The organism is Pseudoalteromonas sp. SG44-17 (assembly GCF_014164235.1).
GTDB lineage: Bacteria > Pseudomonadota > Gammaproteobacteria > Enterobacterales > Alteromonadaceae > Pseudoalteromonas > Pseudoalteromonas rhizosphaerae.
Genome location: NZ_JACJEV010000011.1, coordinates 83,922 through 101,778, shown reverse-complemented (window position 1 = coordinate 101,778; position 17,857 = coordinate 83,922). Strand labels below are relative to the sequence as shown.

At 40.0% G+C, this 17,857-nt stretch carries 14 protein-coding genes; 6 read left to right on the top strand and 8 right to left on the bottom strand.

Going from position 1 to position 17,857, the window contains the following annotated elements; all coding sequences use genetic code 11:
- Positions 1-43 precede the first annotated feature (43 nt).
- From H5182_RS10270 to elbB, 3 genes are all read right to left on the bottom strand, one after another.
- On the bottom strand, positions 44-2,617 hold the full coding sequence (locus H5182_RS10270) for a diguanylate cyclase domain-containing protein (RefSeq protein ID WP_392352781.1): 2,574 nt from the start codon (positions 2,615-2,617) through the stop codon (positions 44-46).
- Between the two features lie 193 nt (positions 2,618-2,810).
- On the bottom strand, positions 2,811-3,203 hold the full coding sequence (locus H5182_RS10265; protein WP_145238413.1) for a cytochrome c5 family protein: 393 nt from the start codon (positions 3,201-3,203) through the stop codon (positions 2,811-2,813).
- Positions 3,204-3,394: 191 nt separating this feature from the next.
- A complete protein-coding gene (elbB, locus tag H5182_RS10260; RefSeq protein WP_182735055.1) occupies positions 3,395-4,045 on the bottom strand; it encodes an isoprenoid biosynthesis glyoxalase ElbB in 651 nt (216 codons plus the stop codon).
- 567 nt (positions 4,046-4,612) lie between these two features.
- Between elbB and polA the strand changes: the two genes are divergently transcribed.
- A complete protein-coding gene (gene polA, locus H5182_RS10255; protein ID WP_182759970.1) occupies positions 4,613-7,348 on the top strand; it encodes a DNA polymerase I in 2,736 nt (911 codons plus the stop codon).
- Between the two features lie 136 nt (positions 7,349-7,484).
- Here the strand turns inward: polA and H5182_RS10250 are convergent, their stop codons facing one another.
- Positions 7,485-8,294, bottom strand: a complete 810-nt coding sequence (locus tag H5182_RS10250) for a lipase secretion chaperone (protein ID WP_182735057.1) — start codon at positions 8,292-8,294, stop codon at positions 7,485-7,487.
- A 3-nt stretch (positions 8,295-8,297) separates the two neighbouring features.
- Positions 8,298-9,218 (bottom strand): triacylglycerol lipase, encoded by a 921-nt coding sequence (locus H5182_RS10245; protein ID WP_182735058.1) that lies wholly within the window; start codon positions 9,216-9,218, stop codon positions 8,298-8,300.
- Between the two features lie 439 nt (positions 9,219-9,657).
- Here H5182_RS10245 and H5182_RS10240 point away from each other — a divergent pair, with 439 nt between their 5' ends.
- Positions 9,658-10,245, top strand: coding sequence for a YceI family protein (locus H5182_RS10240; protein ID WP_145238428.1), 588 nt, complete (start codon positions 9,658-9,660; stop codon positions 10,243-10,245).
- The gene (locus H5182_RS10235) at positions 10,245-10,766 is read left to right on the top strand and encodes a DUF1285 domain-containing protein (RefSeq protein ID WP_145238431.1); all 522 of its coding nucleotides are present in this window, start codon (positions 10,245-10,247) and stop codon (positions 10,764-10,766) included. The genes H5182_RS10240 and H5182_RS10235 overlap by 1 nt, the downstream gene beginning before the upstream one ends.
- On the opposite strand, the gene yihA is transcribed toward H5182_RS10235, so the two are convergent.
- A complete protein-coding gene (gene yihA, locus H5182_RS10230; RefSeq protein ID WP_145238434.1) occupies positions 10,767-11,429 on the bottom strand; it encodes a ribosome biogenesis GTP-binding protein YihA/YsxC in 663 nt (220 codons plus the stop codon). It abuts the gene before it with no gap.
- 295 nt (positions 11,430-11,724) lie between these two features.
- On the opposite strand from yihA, the gene H5182_RS10225 reads away from it, so the two are divergent.
- The 3 genes from H5182_RS10225 (at position 11,725) to H5182_RS10215 (ending at position 14,210) form a co-directional block, all read left to right on the top strand.
- Positions 11,725-12,357, top strand: a complete 633-nt coding sequence (locus H5182_RS10225) for a cytochrome c (RefSeq protein WP_182735060.1) — start codon at positions 11,725-11,727, stop codon at positions 12,355-12,357.
- A 756-nt stretch (positions 12,358-13,113) separates the two neighbouring features.
- Positions 13,114-13,698, top strand: coding sequence for a Der GTPase-activating protein YihI (gene yihI, locus H5182_RS10220; RefSeq protein ID WP_145238440.1), 585 nt, complete (start codon positions 13,114-13,116; stop codon positions 13,696-13,698).
- Positions 13,698-14,210 (top strand): DUF2489 domain-containing protein, encoded by a 513-nt coding sequence (locus H5182_RS10215; RefSeq protein ID WP_220493612.1) that lies wholly within the window; start codon positions 13,698-13,700, stop codon positions 14,208-14,210. The genes yihI and H5182_RS10215 overlap by 1 nt, the downstream gene beginning before the upstream one ends.
- A 61-nt stretch (positions 14,211-14,271) precedes the next feature.
- Here the strand turns inward: H5182_RS10215 and hemN are convergent, their stop codons facing one another.
- A complete protein-coding gene (hemN, locus tag H5182_RS10210) occupies positions 14,272-15,645 on the bottom strand; it encodes an oxygen-independent coproporphyrinogen III oxidase (protein ID WP_182759969.1) in 1,374 nt (457 codons plus the stop codon).
- Between the two features lie 110 nt (positions 15,646-15,755).
- Positions 15,756-17,786, bottom strand: coding sequence for a methyl-accepting chemotaxis protein (locus H5182_RS10205; protein ID WP_145238449.1), 2,031 nt, complete (start codon positions 17,784-17,786; stop codon positions 15,756-15,758).
- Positions 17,787-17,857: the final 71 nt, after the last annotated feature.

The window sequence follows — 17,857 nt, the reverse complement described above, 5'->3', positions numbered from 1 at the left end:
TCTGAGCTGCGGATAATAAACTGGTTATCCGCGACGCATATCGTTAATTTAAAATTTGCTCGTTCGAAGAGTCAGCTGGGAGTGTTGCTGTAGAACTAATTGCATGCTGCCTACCAATAAATAGTGATAAACCATGAGTGTCTAGTAAGGCTCTATAATTTAATATTGAAGGGCCTTTCGCGATTACTTTTATTTGTTTTATCTTAGTTATTGCTAGTACACCCTGTAGTTGTAAATCAAAGCTTTGTTGTTGTAACACTCGTTTACTAAAGGTAGAGCTAAGTAATAAATAATCGAAATTAATATCGCAAAGTAAATTAAGTTCGCAGCGATCTTTAGCAAAATCATTTAAGCCAATCGAATAGCCTTGTTTACTCAATACTTTTAAATTACTAATTTGTACCGCTGAGGCGTAACGGATCTCTTGTTCATTAAACAATAAACAAATTTGTTTCGTTATGTTGTGGTTTTGCATTGTTTGGCATAACGCCTGGAATTCAATTTTTTCCAGTAATAAGCCCGAGCAAGGGAATAACACCATCTGCAGTTGTGCCGTTTGGATTTGTTGACACGCTTTAGTTAATAACTGTAATTCCACTTCCAGTTGTTGTGCTTTATCAGCGGCAAACTTCTTTAATATTTCAAAACTAGTGCTACCAAGTACTGGGTGTTCACCAAATGCTTCAAGTAGCGACTCTGACTGATGCTGTTCATCAAGTGTAATAATTTCAGAGCAGCGAAAATGCATTGGTAAAGAGTCTAAGTGATGACTGGTTTCTAACTCATACGGGCTGGTGCCGGCACTAAGCAGTGGATGGTAAAACTCGAACCGGCTGCGACCGGCATTTTTTGCATAATACATGGCAGCATCAGCATCACGAATAATTTCATCCGTATGCTTGTAGTTTGTTTTCGAATAGGTAATACCGACACTGGCACCACTTTGTACACATATACCTTTCATGCAAAATGGTTTTTTCATTAGTTCAATTAATCGCTTAGCAACATCTTCGGCTTGTTGACGATCAGTTAAATGAGTTAATAAAATAACAAACTCATCGCCGCCTAAACGCGCAAGTAAATCGTGCTCCCTAATACATTGTGAGAAAGACTCACTGACGCTAATTAAAAACTGATCACCAGCTTGGTGACCAAGTTGATCGTTAATATCCTTAAACTTGTCTAAATCAATAAACAGCACAGCAAACTGTTGTTCAGGGTAACGTTGATAATGCTGTAGAGTTTTTTCTAATTGGGTTAAAAATAAACTGCGATTAGGCAAGCCAGTAAGTGGATCGTGGTGGGCATCATGATACAGCTGTTGCTCTATTTTTTTACGCTCTTCAATTTGCATTTGTAAATGCATATTGGTTTGGCGGATCTCTTTGGTTTTTTCAGCAACCCGAAACTCTAATTGTTGATGACTTTGTTTTAAGGCTTGAGCAGCCAAATGTGCTTGTAATACAGTCGCTATCTGATGTGATACAAAGGTAATTAATTCAAAGTCGTCTTGATTGAAAATATGCTTATGGTTGTAGGCTTGGCAAGTTATTAAGCCAATTACACCTTGCGCAGTTTTTAATGGTGCACCTAACCAGCTGGTTGCTGAGTTTGAGTCAGAGACTTGTCCAAGTCGCTCGACTTCGCCTGACTTGAGTAGTTTTTGTGCTCTAGTACAATCAATAAGCTGAGTTTGTTCGGTACGTAATACTAATTCGCTATAACCTTTGGCGAAAGGACGCGGTTGGGTATTATCTCTATATTCATCCACACAGTACGGAAAGTTTAACCAACCTGTTTCGCGATCATACAATGCAATGTATAAGTTTTCAGCGTAAGTTATTGATTTTATTATTTCATGTACTTGTTGATATACTTCATTGATATGCTTTGTTTGCGTCGCTAACTCTGAAATTTTAAACAAAATATGCTGGCGTTCGAGGGTTTTTTTATGTTGTTCTACTTCGAGGTTAAGCGCTTCATTGCTCTGTGTTAATGCACGAGTTCTTATTTTTACTTCAGACTCTAATAGTTCGCGTTTTTTTACTCGTTCGATAGCTGTTGATAAATAGAGCGACATTACTTCTAATAGCTCGATTTGTTGTTCAGAGTAGCTTTGTTGTTTATCGTAACTTTGTGCGACTAGCACTCCAATAATACTTTGCTCTCGGTATACCGGGACGCCTACCCAATGTTCTGCTGGTGTGCCAAGTAACTTAAATAACCCCTTGTTGGCAGCAGCCTGCATTTCATCACCTTGGAAGTAGGTGGTTTTACCTTGCTTAAACACATACCCAGTGACACCTTGGATAAAATTATTATCTTGATTAAGTGGCACAGATATACCATCTTTTTCATCAGCAAAGTAAGATAGTTCAAGGGTGTTACTAAATTGATTTAACAGCACCACGTAAAAACTTTTACTTGGCATATAATCTTGCAAAATATCATGAATCGCAGGGTAAAGTAGCGTTAATTCGGCAACAGAACTAGCTTGCTCTGATAATTGGATCAGGGCATTTTGTAAGTGGTGGGATTGCTTATACTTTTGGACTAGAGCTTTTAAACGATTATTTTTATGCTCCAGCTTATGTAGTAAAGCTGTTATATCTTCCAGTGACATTAAACCGATTTTTATTATTGTATATTTATTGGTCTTATATTTTCACTTTTTTGCTGAATCGTCAAGCGGACAATAGTATTAGAAAATGATAATAATAAATAGTGATAAAGGTAGGTTAATATTTATTTGTATAATAAAAAAGGCTGAAAAAATCAGCCCTTTATAAAAAAAAGTACAGAATTAAGTATTATTTTTTGCTCATGAAATCAATAGCTGCGCTTATTTCATCATCTGAGCAGTCCATGCATGTACCGCGTGGTGGCATTGCGTTAAAGCCATTAATTGCATGGTTTAATAGAGTGTCTGCGCCTTTAGCTAAGCGTGGAGCCCAGTCATCTGCTGATTTTGGTGCACCAAGTGCGCCAGTACCATGACATGCAAAGCACGCCGCTTGGTAAACTTGTTCACCGGTACGAGGACCTGTTGGCACTTCAGCAACTGCTGCTTTATCGCCTTCAAAGTAAACGGCACCTATAGGCGCGATACGTTTTTTGATCGCATCTTCAGTCATAGAGTTATCATATGGCTGTGCGTATGCGGTGGTTGCTAGCAATAATAATGCTGCTGATAGTTTTTTCATTTTGCCTTGCTCACTTCGATTTGAACGTGATCAATCACGATAGATGACGGAATTTAGAACGATTATAACGCTAAGCCGCAATTTATAAAACGCTACGATGTATTTTTCTTATGAAAAAACACTATTTTTTGCGTCAGCGCAACAAAGCACCTACTTTAGAATGACTGATTTGCGGTTTTTGTAGCACCTAATTAGCTCATTTTCAAAAGCGCAGCGACTAGTTTTTCAATACCTGCATCAGCATCTAAAATTGACTGCGCTAACATATAAGCTGGAGTGCTTACGAGTTTATGTTGCTCATCAATTACGATATCATCTACGGCACAATCAATGTGTTGAGCGCCTAAACTTTGTAGTGCGTTAGCAGTATCAACATCATTACCAATAGTGGTTTTTACGCCAGCACTGTAGATCAATGGGATCATTGCTGGAGCAATGCACATATAGCCTGCTGGTTTTTTGGCATTCGCAAATGCTTTAGCTGCACGGAGCATTTCAGGGTTTAATTGTGCTTGCGCACCATTGATCGCAAAATCACACAGGTTTTTAGCTGCGCCAAATCCACCAGGCACAATCAAAGCATCAAAGTCATTAGCATCTAACAGTGTTAACGCTTTGATATCGCCACGGGCAATGCGTGCCGCTTCGACTAATACGTTCCGGTTAGGGGTCATTTGTTCCCCATTCAGGTGATTGATCGTGTGCAATTGCTCAATATCAGGGGCAAAACACTGGTAGCTTGCTCCGGCTTTGGCAATATGTAATAACGTTAATACGGCTTCGTTGATTTCTGCACCGTCATAAACTCCACAACCTGCTAAAATTACAGCTATTTTTTTCATATACTATGCCCTTATTTATTATTCATAAAGTAAGTTTAGCATGACTTTTGCTGACTGTTATGGCCTTATTAAGATCATTTTGTGATCATCAATAATGATGAGTTAAAGATTATTTTTATTTGATCAATCCACTCGAGGCAGAGCAAAAACGCGCTATATGCTTTTTTTAAAGTTGGCTAATAGGAAAAAATTATAAAGGATCGCTATGATCTTTGATCCATTGTGGTAGAATGCTCGTCCGGTTATTTATAAGGAATGAATTAACCGTTTTTTAGTTGTAAAAAGCCACAATCAAGCAAAGCAATAAAATGTTTTTCCACATTGTGATAAAAATAATAAAAAAAGAACCTCGTATTATCTTTTTAAAACAAAACATACACTTAACTTGTTTCTAAGTAGTTTTAAATTACTTTGGAGGAATAGCTTGTGGGTGTTATCTACATAGTTATCCACAACTTACTCTTATTTAACGGTTTAAACAAAGCTTAATTCACAGTCGTTTTATGCGTGCCCTTATGGCATGCTTACAGATATTTCGTTTTCTCTCATTTAGGATCCAATTACATCATGGCTCAGATCCCTGAAAATCCACTTATTTTAGTCGATGGCTCTTCCTACTTATTCCGTGCATATCATTCACCACCGCATTTAACTAACTCAAAAGGTGAAGCAACAGGCGCTATTTACGGCGTTGTTAACATGATGAAAAGCCTGATCAAACAGTATGATCCAAGCCATATGGTGGTGGTTTTTGATGCTAAAGGTAAAACTTTCCGTAATGATATGTACAGTGAGTACAAAGCCAACCGCCCGCCAATGCCCGATGATTTGCGCACGCAAATAGCGCCACTGCACGATATTATTAGGGCGATGGGTTTTCCGCTTATTAGTATTGAGGGTGTTGAAGCTGATGACGTAATTGGTACATTCGCCCGTATTGCTTCAGAGCAGCAGCGCCATGTATTGATCTCAACCGGTGATAAAGACATGGCTCAGTTAGTGAATGAGCATGTCACTTTGATCAATACCATGACCGACAGTATTTCTGATCCAGACACTGTGGTTGAAAAATTTGGCGTTGGTCCTGAACTGATCATCGATTACTTAGCTTTGATGGGCGATAAAGTAGATAATATCCCAGGTGTCGATGGATGCGGCCCTAAAACGGCGGTTAAGTGGTTACAAAAATACGGATCATTACAAGGTGTGCTTGATCATGCCGGTGAGATCAAAGGTAAGATCGGCGAAAAGCTTGCCGCCGCAGTCGATCATTTACCGCTAAGTTATGAACTGGCTACCATTAAATGCGATGTTGAAGTTGAATCAGACTTAGATACCTTTAAATTGCAAGAGCCAAATCGTGATGAACTGATTGCCTTGTATGGCGAGTGTGAGTTCCGTCGCTGGTTAGCTGAGTTATTAGATAATCCAAAAGATGCAGACACTCACTTGGCTGTCCCTAGTGAAGCGAATGAATTACCGCAAGTGGCTGATGCTCATTATGAAACAATCCTGACAACAGAGCAATTAGATACTTTAGTCGAGCAATTAAATGCCGCTGACCTATTTGCCTTTGATACTGAAACAACCAGCCTTGATTACATGCAAGCTAAACTTGTCGGGATGAGCTTTGCTGTTAAAGCTGGCGAAGCCGTGTATTTACCGGTTGCTCATGATTATCCTGGCGCGCCTGAACAGTTAAGTTTAGAGACGGTGATGGCGAAGATCGGGCCAATTTTAGCTGATGAAAACAAAGCTAAAGTTGGTCAAAATTTAAAATATGATAAGAGTGTATTGGCTAATGCCGGTTTTGAGCTAAAGGGTATTAAATTCGATACTATGCTTGAATCTTACGTATTTAATAGTGTTGGTACTCGCCATGATATGGACTCGTTGGCGCTAAAATATTTAGGCCATAAAAATATCAGTTTTGAAGACATTGCTGGTAAAGGTAAAAAGCAGCTGACATTTAATCAAATCGAACTTGATAAAGCGGCACCTTATGCCGCAGAAGATGCGGATATTACGCTTCGTTTACACCAAGTATTATGGCCGAAACTTGCAGCCGATGAAAAGCTTAAATCGGTATTTGAAGATATAGAGATGCCGCTTGTCAGCGTTATTTCAGATATTGAGCGCACCGGTGTTGCGATTGATAGTAAAATGCTTGCCGCACACAGCCAGCGTTTGGGTGAACGTTTAATTGAGCTGGAAAAAGAAGCGCATGAGATTGCTGGTGAACCATTTAACTTAAGCTCACCAAAGCAATTGCAAGTATTGTTGTTTGAAAAACTTGAACTGCCAGTTATTAAAAAAACGCCAAAAGGCGCACCTTCTACAGCTGAAGAAGTACTACAAGAGTTGGCTCACGATTACCCGCTGCCTAAAGTTATTATTGAGCACCGAGGTTTATCTAAGCTTAAATCAACCTACACTGATAAATTACCACTGATAGTGAATGAGCAAACGAAGCGTGTGCATACTTCTTACCATCAAGCGGTAACGGCAACTGGCCGATTAAGTTCAAGCGATCCTAATCTGCAAAATATTCCTATTCGTTCAGAAGAAGGACGCCGTATTCGTGAGGCTTTTATTGCTGCAGATGGCTATAAAATAGTGGCTGCCGATTACAGCCAAATCGAACTACGTATCATGGCGCACTTATCGCAAGATAAAGGCTTGTTAAATGCGTTTGCCAATGGTCTTGATGTACACAGTGCAACTGCTGCGGAAGTGTTTGGTGTTGAGTTAGAAGATGTAACCACGGATATGCGCCGTAAAGCTAAAGCTGTTAACTTTGGTTTAATTTATGGGATGTCAGCATTTGGTTTAGCACGTCAACTTGATGTACCGCGCCATGAAGCGCAACATTACATTGATAAGTATTTTGAACGTTTCCCTGGTGTGCTTGAGTACATGGAATCAACCCGTGAGAAAGCTGCCGAAAATGGCTATGTTGAAACTATTTTTGGTCGTCGCTTACATTTACCAGAGATCAACGCCCGTAATGGCGCGCGCCGTAAAGGAGCCGAACGTGCTGCGATTAATGCACCAATGCAAGGCACCGCTGCTGATATCATCAAAAAAGCCATGCTAACAGTCAACAAATGGGTGTATGAACAAGCACCGAATACGGTTAAATTACTGATGCAAGTACACGATGAATTGGTATTTGAAATCAAAACTGAGTGTGTTGAGCAATACACCGCAGAAATTTGCCAGTTAATGTCTGATGCTGCGAAATTAGATGTGCCATTAGTGGTTGAAGCTGATAGCGGAGATAATTGGCAACAAGCCCATTAATCACTGAGCTTTTTAAATCATATAAGCGCGGCTGCATTGAGTGAAGCCGCGCTTTTTTATGTCTGTGAATAGGGTAGTCAGTTTTTTAAAAGGTGGCCATTCGGCTACTTTCTTAACGCTATAGTAGGTCACTCATTTAATGCAATGGATATAACACTAAAAACCGTCGCTTTTGATTTGTGGTTAAATGCTCATCAAGTAGCTGGGTAATTTTTTGCTCTGCTTGTTGTGGCTCATAGTGTTGTTTTAACTGTTTAATTTGTTGTTTGAGTTGCTCACTCAATGTTTGCCATTGCTGGCGCTGCTGCTCTAGAGCGATTAACCTTGTTGCCGCAGCATCGCCAAATTCCGCTGCCAGTTGATTGTAGTCTTGTTGTTGCAGGGCATCTTTTAGCTCAGTGTTTAAAGCTTTTAGATCGTTACTAGGTTTAAGTGCCTGGGTAATACGCTCAGGTTGCTCGCCCTCTAAATTAGATAACAATTGTTGCTTTAATTCATCACTAATATGGTTGTTCTGATTAATTTCAAGCTTGGCAATTGTATAGTGCTGCCACTCATTATCATCGTTAAATAAAAGAGTGATTTCAGCTGCATTGAAGTAGCGTTGTTGAAAAGCGATCATTGCAATTAATTGTTCGCTTAGCGGCAAATGAGCGAGTTGTTGCTGCAGCTCTGCCAGCGCTATTTTAAAGCTGAGGTAGCGATTAAATAGCTCACTATTGATTTCGCATGCAGCTAACTTTTCGCACTGTTCTAGAGCCTGCGAAGCACTAAACTCACCGGACTCTTGGCTAGCTAAAATAACGTGTTCAAAAATGCTATCGATTGCCATCGGTTGATCGACATGTGGTGGCGTTGCACTTGTAAGCTTATCGTCGCTGAGTAAAAAAATCATAGCGGTGCTAGTGATAGATATCACTAACACTAAAATGAGCAACTGCTTCATTGTTTATAAGCCTAATTTTTTCAAGCGATTAGCATGTTGACGGTAGACTGTCAGTGGATCGGTTGTAAATAAATGATGAAAGCCAATCAGTTGATTCACTTCATCAAGGTGATTCATACGGTAATTATCTTTTAATACATAACCTAAATGGCTACTACAACGAGAGACTAAGCCATCGTCATCGCCTGGGATCAGTATTGCAGTGATCGCCAGTGCTGCATCTGATGGGTCAAATATATTTGTTAAAGTTCGAGTACCACTCCAAGAAAAGTAATATACGCCATTACTGGCATACATAGGTCCTTGCTGGCATTGCTCAGCAGGTAGGCCTTCTGGATATTTTTGATTAAAGGCCAGGGCACCCTCAGTGGTTAAGCTCTCCAGTGCACCAAGCGCATCTTGTGGTAACTGACTATTGCCAGAGAGTAATGCGATTAACCCGCCAAATGCATCAAAGGCTGTTTTAGCTATACCTTCTAGCTTAGATCCAGGAGTCAGTCCTTGGCGCACCACATCAGCAACAGGGCTACCAAAATTAACACCGCCAACACTGGTCGCTGAGGCAACTAAGTCGGGGCGTAGTGAGGCAACATAGCGAATACTTTGCGCACCTTGACTATGACCAATGAGATTTACTTTTGTTGTACCAGTTAGTGCAATAATCTGTTCAACTTGCTGTAGTAACTGCTCGCCTCGTTGTTCAGAATTATTCAGCGAGGATACGGCCGTGACGAAAACCTGTGCGCCATCACGACTGAGGCTTGCTGGTACCCGATAAAAATAATCGACACCTAATACATCGTCAAAACCCATCAAGCCATGTGCTAATACAATTGGGTATTTAGTTTGGGTATAGCCTGCATTAGCGCTATTACTGAAGATAAATAGCAGGCAGCATAAGTATAGAGTGGTTATTTTTTTCATGATCAGTGCTCTTTTATTGTGTGTGTTTGATCACGCTTTGAACTGCTGTTTACAGACAAAGTGTGTGGAGTTTTTATTCTAATTAGTTAATAGAGCAAATTTTGAGCTGAAATTCAATGTTAATATTAAGTTAAATTAACATGCAATTTGTAGTATTAGTTATATGTTTATCAATTCGACTAGTTAGTACCTGTATTTAGTTTATTTATCATGGTTAGTTTGGTAAAGTCCGCGTCGTCCTCATCCTGTAGGACATCCTGTTGATGATGCACTCGAAAGAGTGCTCGTATTGATAGCTTCTCCCCAGTTTGCTATACCGACCCAGCATTAATTTGTTGGGTCGTTTTTTTTTGTCTCTGTTATTTATTATGCTATTGATTGCACTTCATAGAACAAGTGATACCATTGAATCTCATTTTCATTTTGAAAGGAATGCGTGATGGTTAAATCAATTGCGATATTAGGTCTTTCGTTATCAAGCCTATTAGTCTCTGGTGTTGCCTGTGCTGATTGGCAGGTTAACAATGATCAAAGCAAAGTAAGTTTTGTGTCTATTAAGTCAAATAGTATTGCTGAAGTGCATCACTTCAAAAATGTGTCAGGTAGTTTAGCTGAAGATGGCTCTTTCTCAGTTGATATTGATCTGAGCTCAGTTGAAACGATGATCCCTATCCGTAATGAACGCATGACCAAGTTGTTATTTGAAACAGCGAAGTTTCCAACCGCAACCATAACAGCTAATTTAAGCACGCAATTAAAAGCGCTTAAGCCTGGCCAACATGTATTTAAAGGTATTAGTGCTGAACTTGATTTTCATGGTGCTAAGAAAGAGATTACACTGGATGTTATAGCCAACTTGTCATCGCAAGGGGATATCAGCGTTTCATCAATGAGCCCAATTATCATAAATGGCGCAGACTTTGCTGTCATTGATGGCATTATGCAATTGCAAAAGTTAGCAGGTTTACCATCGATAGCAACGGCAGTACCTGTTAGTTTTTCATTAACGATGAACAAGCTTAAATAATGCACTCTTTGAATGAGCTTGCCACTGCACTTGAGCAGCCAAGCAAGCCATTTTCTCAATGGCAGCCGCAGCATTGTGGCGAGCTGCCAATTATCATCAATCAGCAAGGTGAGTGGTTATACGGTGGCAGTAAAATTACTCGTATCGCTATGGTTAAGCTGTTTGCCTCAGTTCTTTGCAAAGAGCAGGATACTTTTTACTTAAAAACACCAATCGAAAAAATAGCTATTACTGTCCATGATGCTCCCTTTATAATCGTAAATTGGCGCTTTGAAATGACAGAGCAAGGGCAAGTGTTATGTTGTGTGGATAATTTACAGCGAACTTGGCTAGTAACCTGCGAACAACCTTTAGTAGTACAAGATTATCAGGGCAATGATGTGCCGTATTTACAGTTACCGTATGGCTGTAGTGCTCGGGTATCAAGAAGTGTGTTTTATCAGTGGGCAGAAATAGCACAAGCTGATAAGCAAGGCTATTTCATTCAATCTGCGGGTCAGCGTTTTTACTTAAACGTGTGATTAAGCATCTGATTCAGGCGTTTGTTCAACATCAGTAGGTGGTATTGCAACAATTGGCCCTAGGAACCATTCATCTAATTTCTTAGCAACTTCAGGTAATCCTGTGCCTTTTAAAGATGAAAACGCGTGAACGGTAATATCACCCTCTAAGCTGCTTAACTCGCGACGAACTTGCAGCACCTGTGCTTTACGTGCACCTTGCTTTAGTTTGTCGGCTTTAGTTAATAGTGCCAATACTGGAATTTCACTACCAATTGCCCAATTAATTAAATCGCGGTCTAAATCTTTAAGAGGATGACGAATATCCATTAAGATCACGATACCTTTTAAACTTTGACGTTTTTGCAGGTATTCACCTAATGACTTTTGCCATTTCTTTTTCATTTCGATCGGTACCTTAGCAAAACCATAGCCAGGTAAATCGATTAGACGCATATCATCAACATCGGCTAATTCAAATGTGTTGATCAGTTGCGTACGGCCAGGGGTTTTACTAGTACGTGCCAGCTTTTGGTCAGTTAATGCATTTAGGGCGCTAGACTTACCGGCGTTGGAGCGGCCAGCAAAGGCAACTTCAATTCCCGTATCAGCAGGCAATTTAGTGATATCTGGAGCGCTGGTAACGAACGATGCAGTGTTATATTTGATACGAGATTTGAGCACAGGCTCTCCTAGAAACTTAATTAAGTATTACAGCGAGTAAACTTTACTTAATTAAAGTTCACTTAAGGGGCGCATTTTATACTATTACTACACTATTAAAAAGCGCATTTGGACTAAGATAACAGCCTAAAATCAACTAAAATGATATGGTCAAAGCTTAATCTAGGTCAAAACCCTATAATTTATAAGTTTAATATGAGTAGAAAACGTGCCAGAGAATTTATTATCGTGTAGAATATATAAATCACAACATCCATATTGTAGATGATACAGGGTCGGAAACAGAGAATTCACCATGAAAAAAATAGCACTATCTTTAACTATATTGCTTGGTGCGTTGTCAGCAAGCAACGCAACAGCATTTGATGGCGATGTAAACGCAGGTAAAGAAAAATCAGCAACGTGTGCGGCTTGTCACGGCCCAGACGGTAATGCGCCGGTTAATATCTACCCAAAACTTGCAGGCCAACACGCGGATTATATTTATAAGCAACTTACTGAATTGAAGTTAGGTATGACTTCAGGTGGTAAAGAGGGTCGTATGGATCCAGTCATGAGCGCGATGGCAATGCCATTAAGCGATCAAGACATGAAAGATTTGGCTGCTTATTTTTCGTCACTTAACATGTCTGAAGGTGAGACACCTAAAGATATCGTTGACGTTGGCGCCATGCTTTATAAAGCAGGTGACGCAGAACGTGGTATTCCAGCATGCGCAGCATGTCATGGTCCACGTGGTAATGGCTCATCATTAGCTAAGTTTCCAAAAATTTCTTTTCAACATCCAGAATACATCAAGTCACAGCTTGAGAAATTCCGTGATGGTGTGCGTCATAATGATTTAAATGGCATGATGCAAGATATTGCCAAAAAGCTAACTGACAAAGATATCGAAGTGCTTTCTAAGTACTTAGGTGGACTACACTAAAGTAGTATAGATTAATTTTATTATTAATCCTAAAATCTATAGTGGTTACAAAAAGCAGCTCAGGCTGCTTTTTTTGTATTTTTTGTTTTGTCGATATTACCTCTTTCCTTGTAAGACATTGACCATATCCTGCTGTAAGCCAAATCCTATTTTTATTTTTATTTTTATTATAACTCATTGTAATTTAATGTTTTGGTTATGTTGCAATTTGTATTGCGTAAGAAAAATTATATAAATTAGTTGTAACAAAATTATTAATGCGTAAATTAACCCCTGTCGCTGAAACAATAAGAACAAAATGGACTAAACTACACGGAAAGTAGTGTGACGTGATTATCGGGGATAAGACATCGGTTGATGTCACCGAAGGAATATTAAAAAAGAGTCAATGAAGACCGAGAATAATAAAATCTCACGGAAGTTTAAAATAAAAACAAAATGGAATGTTACACGGAAGGTAAAAATAATAACAACATGGAACAACAAAAATAATAACAATAATAAAGACTAAAAAGTCGAAGGGAGAAGTGTCCAGTTAAATGGCGCTCAGATTAGCAGGCGGTAGAGATGTTTTCTCTACCGCCTTTTTATTTGTCCTGTTACAATAGCCATTGTTTATACTTAAATGTATAGAAAGTGCGCAAGTAGTCGAGTTACCCAACCTCAATCCGCACAAACCGAATTCTTCTGGCAAGGCCAGCATCGCAACGCTAAAATGCGCGTTGCTCAAAACCTCTTAAGTGAGATGATCAAGATATGAGTAGAACTAAAAAGTCACGTAAAATCCCGTCTAACGGTCCTGTTCGTTTAAGCAAAGATAAGCTTAAAGAAATGCGTGCATTGAAAGAACAACGCGTTAAAAAGACCAAAGGTGCAAAGCCAGGTTCACGTAACTCGATAGACGCTTTACAGCCTGAGAGTAATAGTAATCAGCAACATAAAGATAAACGTGTTGGTAGTAAAAAACCAATCCCTTTAATTGCCGTTGCAGCTGAACCAGTTATTGAGCTTAAACGTAACTTGAAGCCACAAGTTGAACTGAAAAAAGTAGTTCAGCCTGAACTTTCACCAGAGCAAGAATTAGAAGCGCTAGAAAATGATGAGCGCTTATTGAAGCTGGTTGAGTTACATGAAAGTGGCCAGTTATTAACAGGTAAAGATGCTAAATACTTCAACAGCCGTATTGCACGTCATCAAGTGTTATGTGAATTGCTTGGTATTGAAGACGAAGCTGACGATTTTGATGATGAAGAGTTTAGCGAAGAAGCTAATAGTGACTTTGATCATTACTTGTCGAATGATTTAGCCAATGAATGGTTAGATGACGAGGACGATAAATAATGAACATAATGATCTTGGCTCTGAGTGTTGGCGCTGTGATCATTGCGGGGCTGGCATTTTATGCTGGCCAATTACTGTATAAACTCAGTGCGCAAAAAAAACTGATCGCGAAAGAGCAGGTAAAGCAGCAAGCTAAGTTAGCTAAGTCACGCTTAGAGCGAAATGCCAAGCTCGCAGACAGCATTCATTTAATCGCCCGTGCTATGCACCAAGAGCAATGTGAGTTCTCAGAAGGGAGTTTGCGTATTTGGGTGCTAATGTCGCAATACAGCTTTACGGATGACGAAGACCTTCCAGGGCGTTATCCAGGCATATTTGCGATGTATGAAGTGGTAAAAGAAATGCCAACTCATGACGCTCGTAAAAAATATTCGAAAAAAGAAATATTTAAACAAGACAGCGCTCGCTGGCGTGCTGAAGAAACTCATGCAGAGCAAATTAAAGCTGACTGTGAGAAAATCATTGAAGAGTTTAAAGCAGCCCCTGGTAGCGAAAACGTGGTGTTTAACTAATTTTATAGTATCAATAAAAAAGCAGACCTCGGTCTGCTTTTTTTATGCTTGTGCACTCAGATTAAATTACCCGAGAGAACCGAGTCGCGTTAATCTGTTTTTGTAAATGAGCATCAAAACACATACAAATGATACGAATAAACAAATTGCCGCGTGCTGTGACGGTTATTAAGTCTGCATTGATAGTTACCATGCCATCTGCTATTAGCGGCTCAAGAGCTTGCAGTGAGCTGGCAAAGTAATCTTTAAAGTCGAGTTGATAGCTATTAGCAATACTTTGCATATTCAGTTCAAAGTGGCAAATAAGCTGTTTTATCACATCAGCGCGAATAACGTCATCATTATCAAGTTTCATACCTTTGCTGATTGCACTGCCAAGCTGATTATCAATCGCGTGATAGTAATGCTTTAACTCTTTTTGATTTTGCAAAATAGCAGTGCCAATTTGTGAAATTGATGACACCCCTAAACCCAGTAAATCACAGTCACCATGAGTGGTGTAGCCTTGAAAATTACGATGTAATTGCTTACTATTTTGTGCAATAGCTAACTCATTACTGGTTTTTGCAAAGTGATCCATACCAATAAACTGATAACCTGCGTTACTCATTTGTTCTAAGGTATTCTTAAACATGGTGAGCTTATCGTGAGCGCTAGGTAAATCTGCATCCTTAATTTTTCGCTGAGCGGCAAAGCGATCCGGTAAGTGCGCGTAATTAAATACCGATACACGATCAGGACTAAGGGCAATTAATTGCTCAATAGTCTCTTTAAAGCTCTCAGGGGTTTGCAGTGGTAAGCCATAAATCATATCTGCATTGATTGATTTGAAGCCGAGTTCACGCGCTTCACCAATCAAACTTTTTACTGCATCAGCACTTTGTGGACGGTTAACGGCAAGCTGTACATCATCATTAAAGTCTTGAATGCCAAATGATACACGGTTAAAGCCAAGGCTACGCAAGTGGCTGAGCATGTCAGTTGCCAGTGAGCGAGGGTCTATTTCAATGCCACGCTCCGCATCGGGAGCAAACTTAAAGTGCAGCTCAAGTAGCGCGATTAAACGGCTCATTTGGCTGGTTGTTAAAAAAGTGGGCGTGCCACCGCCTAAATGCAGTTGCTGTACTTGATAGCTATCAAATAGCAGCGCTTGAGCGATGATTTCTTTTTCAAGATAATCTAGGTATAAGTCAGCTTTTGATTGATGGCGGGTTATTACTTTATTACAGCCACAGTAATAGCAAAGCTGACTGCAAAACGGAATGTGGATATATAAAGATAAGCTGCGACTGTTTGATGAGTTAATTGCACTGATCAAGTCTTGTTGTTGATAGCCATCATTAAACGACAATGCTGTGGGGTAGGAGGTGTATCTTGGTCCAGACACATTGTACTTATTTATTAAGCTTTGATCCCATTTGGGTAAATTAATCATCACGCGCACCTTTTATATCATTTTCGTTAGTATAAAAAGGATGCGTCGAGGGAATATTGATCTACAACAAAAAAGAGTGCCGAAGCACTCTTTTGCTTATCAATATTGGCTTACTTAAGCTTAAACTGATTAACGGTTTTATTTAGTAAGCTGGCAAGCTCGTTAAGGTCTCTGGCTTCATCAGCAAGCTCAAGGGCATGATCTGCAGTGCTGTTCACTAAGTGATTAATTGCCGCTAAACTATTATTTATATCTTCGGCAACCACCGTTTGTTGCTCGGTTGAGGTGGCAATGTGATGACTTTGATCTTGTACTTTAGTCACTGAGTCAGCAATGTTTTGCAATGCATCTAGTACTTCTTGAGTTTGTGTAACCGAGCTTTGCGCGCGCTCTTGTCCTTGTTGCATCATAGTTGAAGCTTGCTGTGCAATTTGCTGTAAGCGTGAGATCATGTTGCGAATATCATCAGTTGACTCTTGTGTGCGACTGGCCAACGAGCGAACTTCATCGGCTACGACCGCAAAGCCACGGCCTTGCTCACCAGCACGGGCGGCTTCAATTGCAGCGTTCAGCGCCAGCAAATTGGTTTGCTCTGCAATGGAATTGATCACATCAACTACGGCGCCGATGTTACCACTTTCTTGCTCTAGGCCTGCGACCACTTTAGCAGCTTCGCCAATATGGTCAGCTAAGGCGGTCATCACGCTTTGTGCATTTTGCGAGCGAGTGGCGCCATCTGCGGTGATCTGTTGGACTTCCTCAGCTGCATTGTTGGTGTGTTGTGCATTACGCGAGATCTCCATAACCGTGGTCGCCATTTCGGTTACTGCCGCGCTAACACTATCAACCTGCTGTTTTTCTTGTTGAATTTCGTCATTAGTTTGTTGCGAAACCGATTTTAATTGTGCCGCCGCATCGGTAAGTTGTTCAGCCTGTGCTGCGGTATTAAGCATCATAACGTGCAACTTATCAATAAAGGTATTCATATGATGAGCTAACTGGCCAACTTCATCTTTGCTATCAATAGTAATTTTTTGGGTTAAATCGCCATCCCCAGAAGCAATATCGCGCATGATATGGGTCAAGGTGATGATCGGCTGTGAGATCATTTTTGTAGCCCACAAAATCATTGCCATTATGATTAATAAAATAATAATGACCGAGCTGGTGGTGGTCATGACCGCGTCATTTACTGGCTCATCAATCATAGTGCGTGGCACTAAAATACCCACGTACCAGTTTAGATAAGGATGCTCTAATTGTAAGCGGTTATAAACCACAAAGTACTCTTGTCCTTGTAAGGTTACCTTGGCATCACCAGCGACGTTATTTTTCATTTGCTGGTTGAGCGAACTGAAGCCTTGCGTGTCGCTAAATTGTTTTTCAAGTACTTCTAACCCCTCTTTACCGTTAGGACCTTCATCGGTGATTGAAAGTTTATGGTTGGTACGTTTTGATAAATGCACCACTTTTTGGTCGCCATCGAGTAAAAAGCCAAAACCTTGACCGTTAAAACGAATATCTTCGACCATTTTATTGATTTTATTCAGTTGTAAATCGACGCCACCAAAACCAATTAGTTCGCGTTGCTTATTATAAACAGGCTGTTGCACAACCGCAGAGGCATTACCTGTGGTTAAATCAACTGAAATGGGCCCGACATATAAACGGTTAATTTTTAATGCATCTTGCCACCAACCACGTTTATAAGCGTAATACGGCTGGCCATTATAGTGGGTAGTACGTTCATGCTCTTTAAAATATTCACCGGTTTTGGCGGAGGCAAAAAATGCCGAGAGAATATTTTCATCATTGCCACTAATGCGTATAAAGTCTTGATTTACTTCTTCGTAGCCTGGCGCGCCTTGGAGTGTTTGGTCGCGTTTATCCCATGCGTCAAACCAGTTAACGAGATGAGGATTATTCACAAAAGTTTCTACAACTTTGCCATATTGAGCAAAATAGCTCTGCATTGACAGCTGTTCGCTTTGTAAGTAGCTGTATGCTTCACGTTCAATACTTTGACGAGACAAGGCGGCGATATGGTTCACAAAGTAAGCCGAGGCAATAAGTAACAGCACACTGATAGTGCCACCAATTAATAACAGGATTTTTTTTCGTAATGATAGATTTCGTAACATAAGTGCACACATTCTTATTATTTAGTAGAGTAAGCACTCTTATCTAATCATATCTTTATCTTAATCGCTAT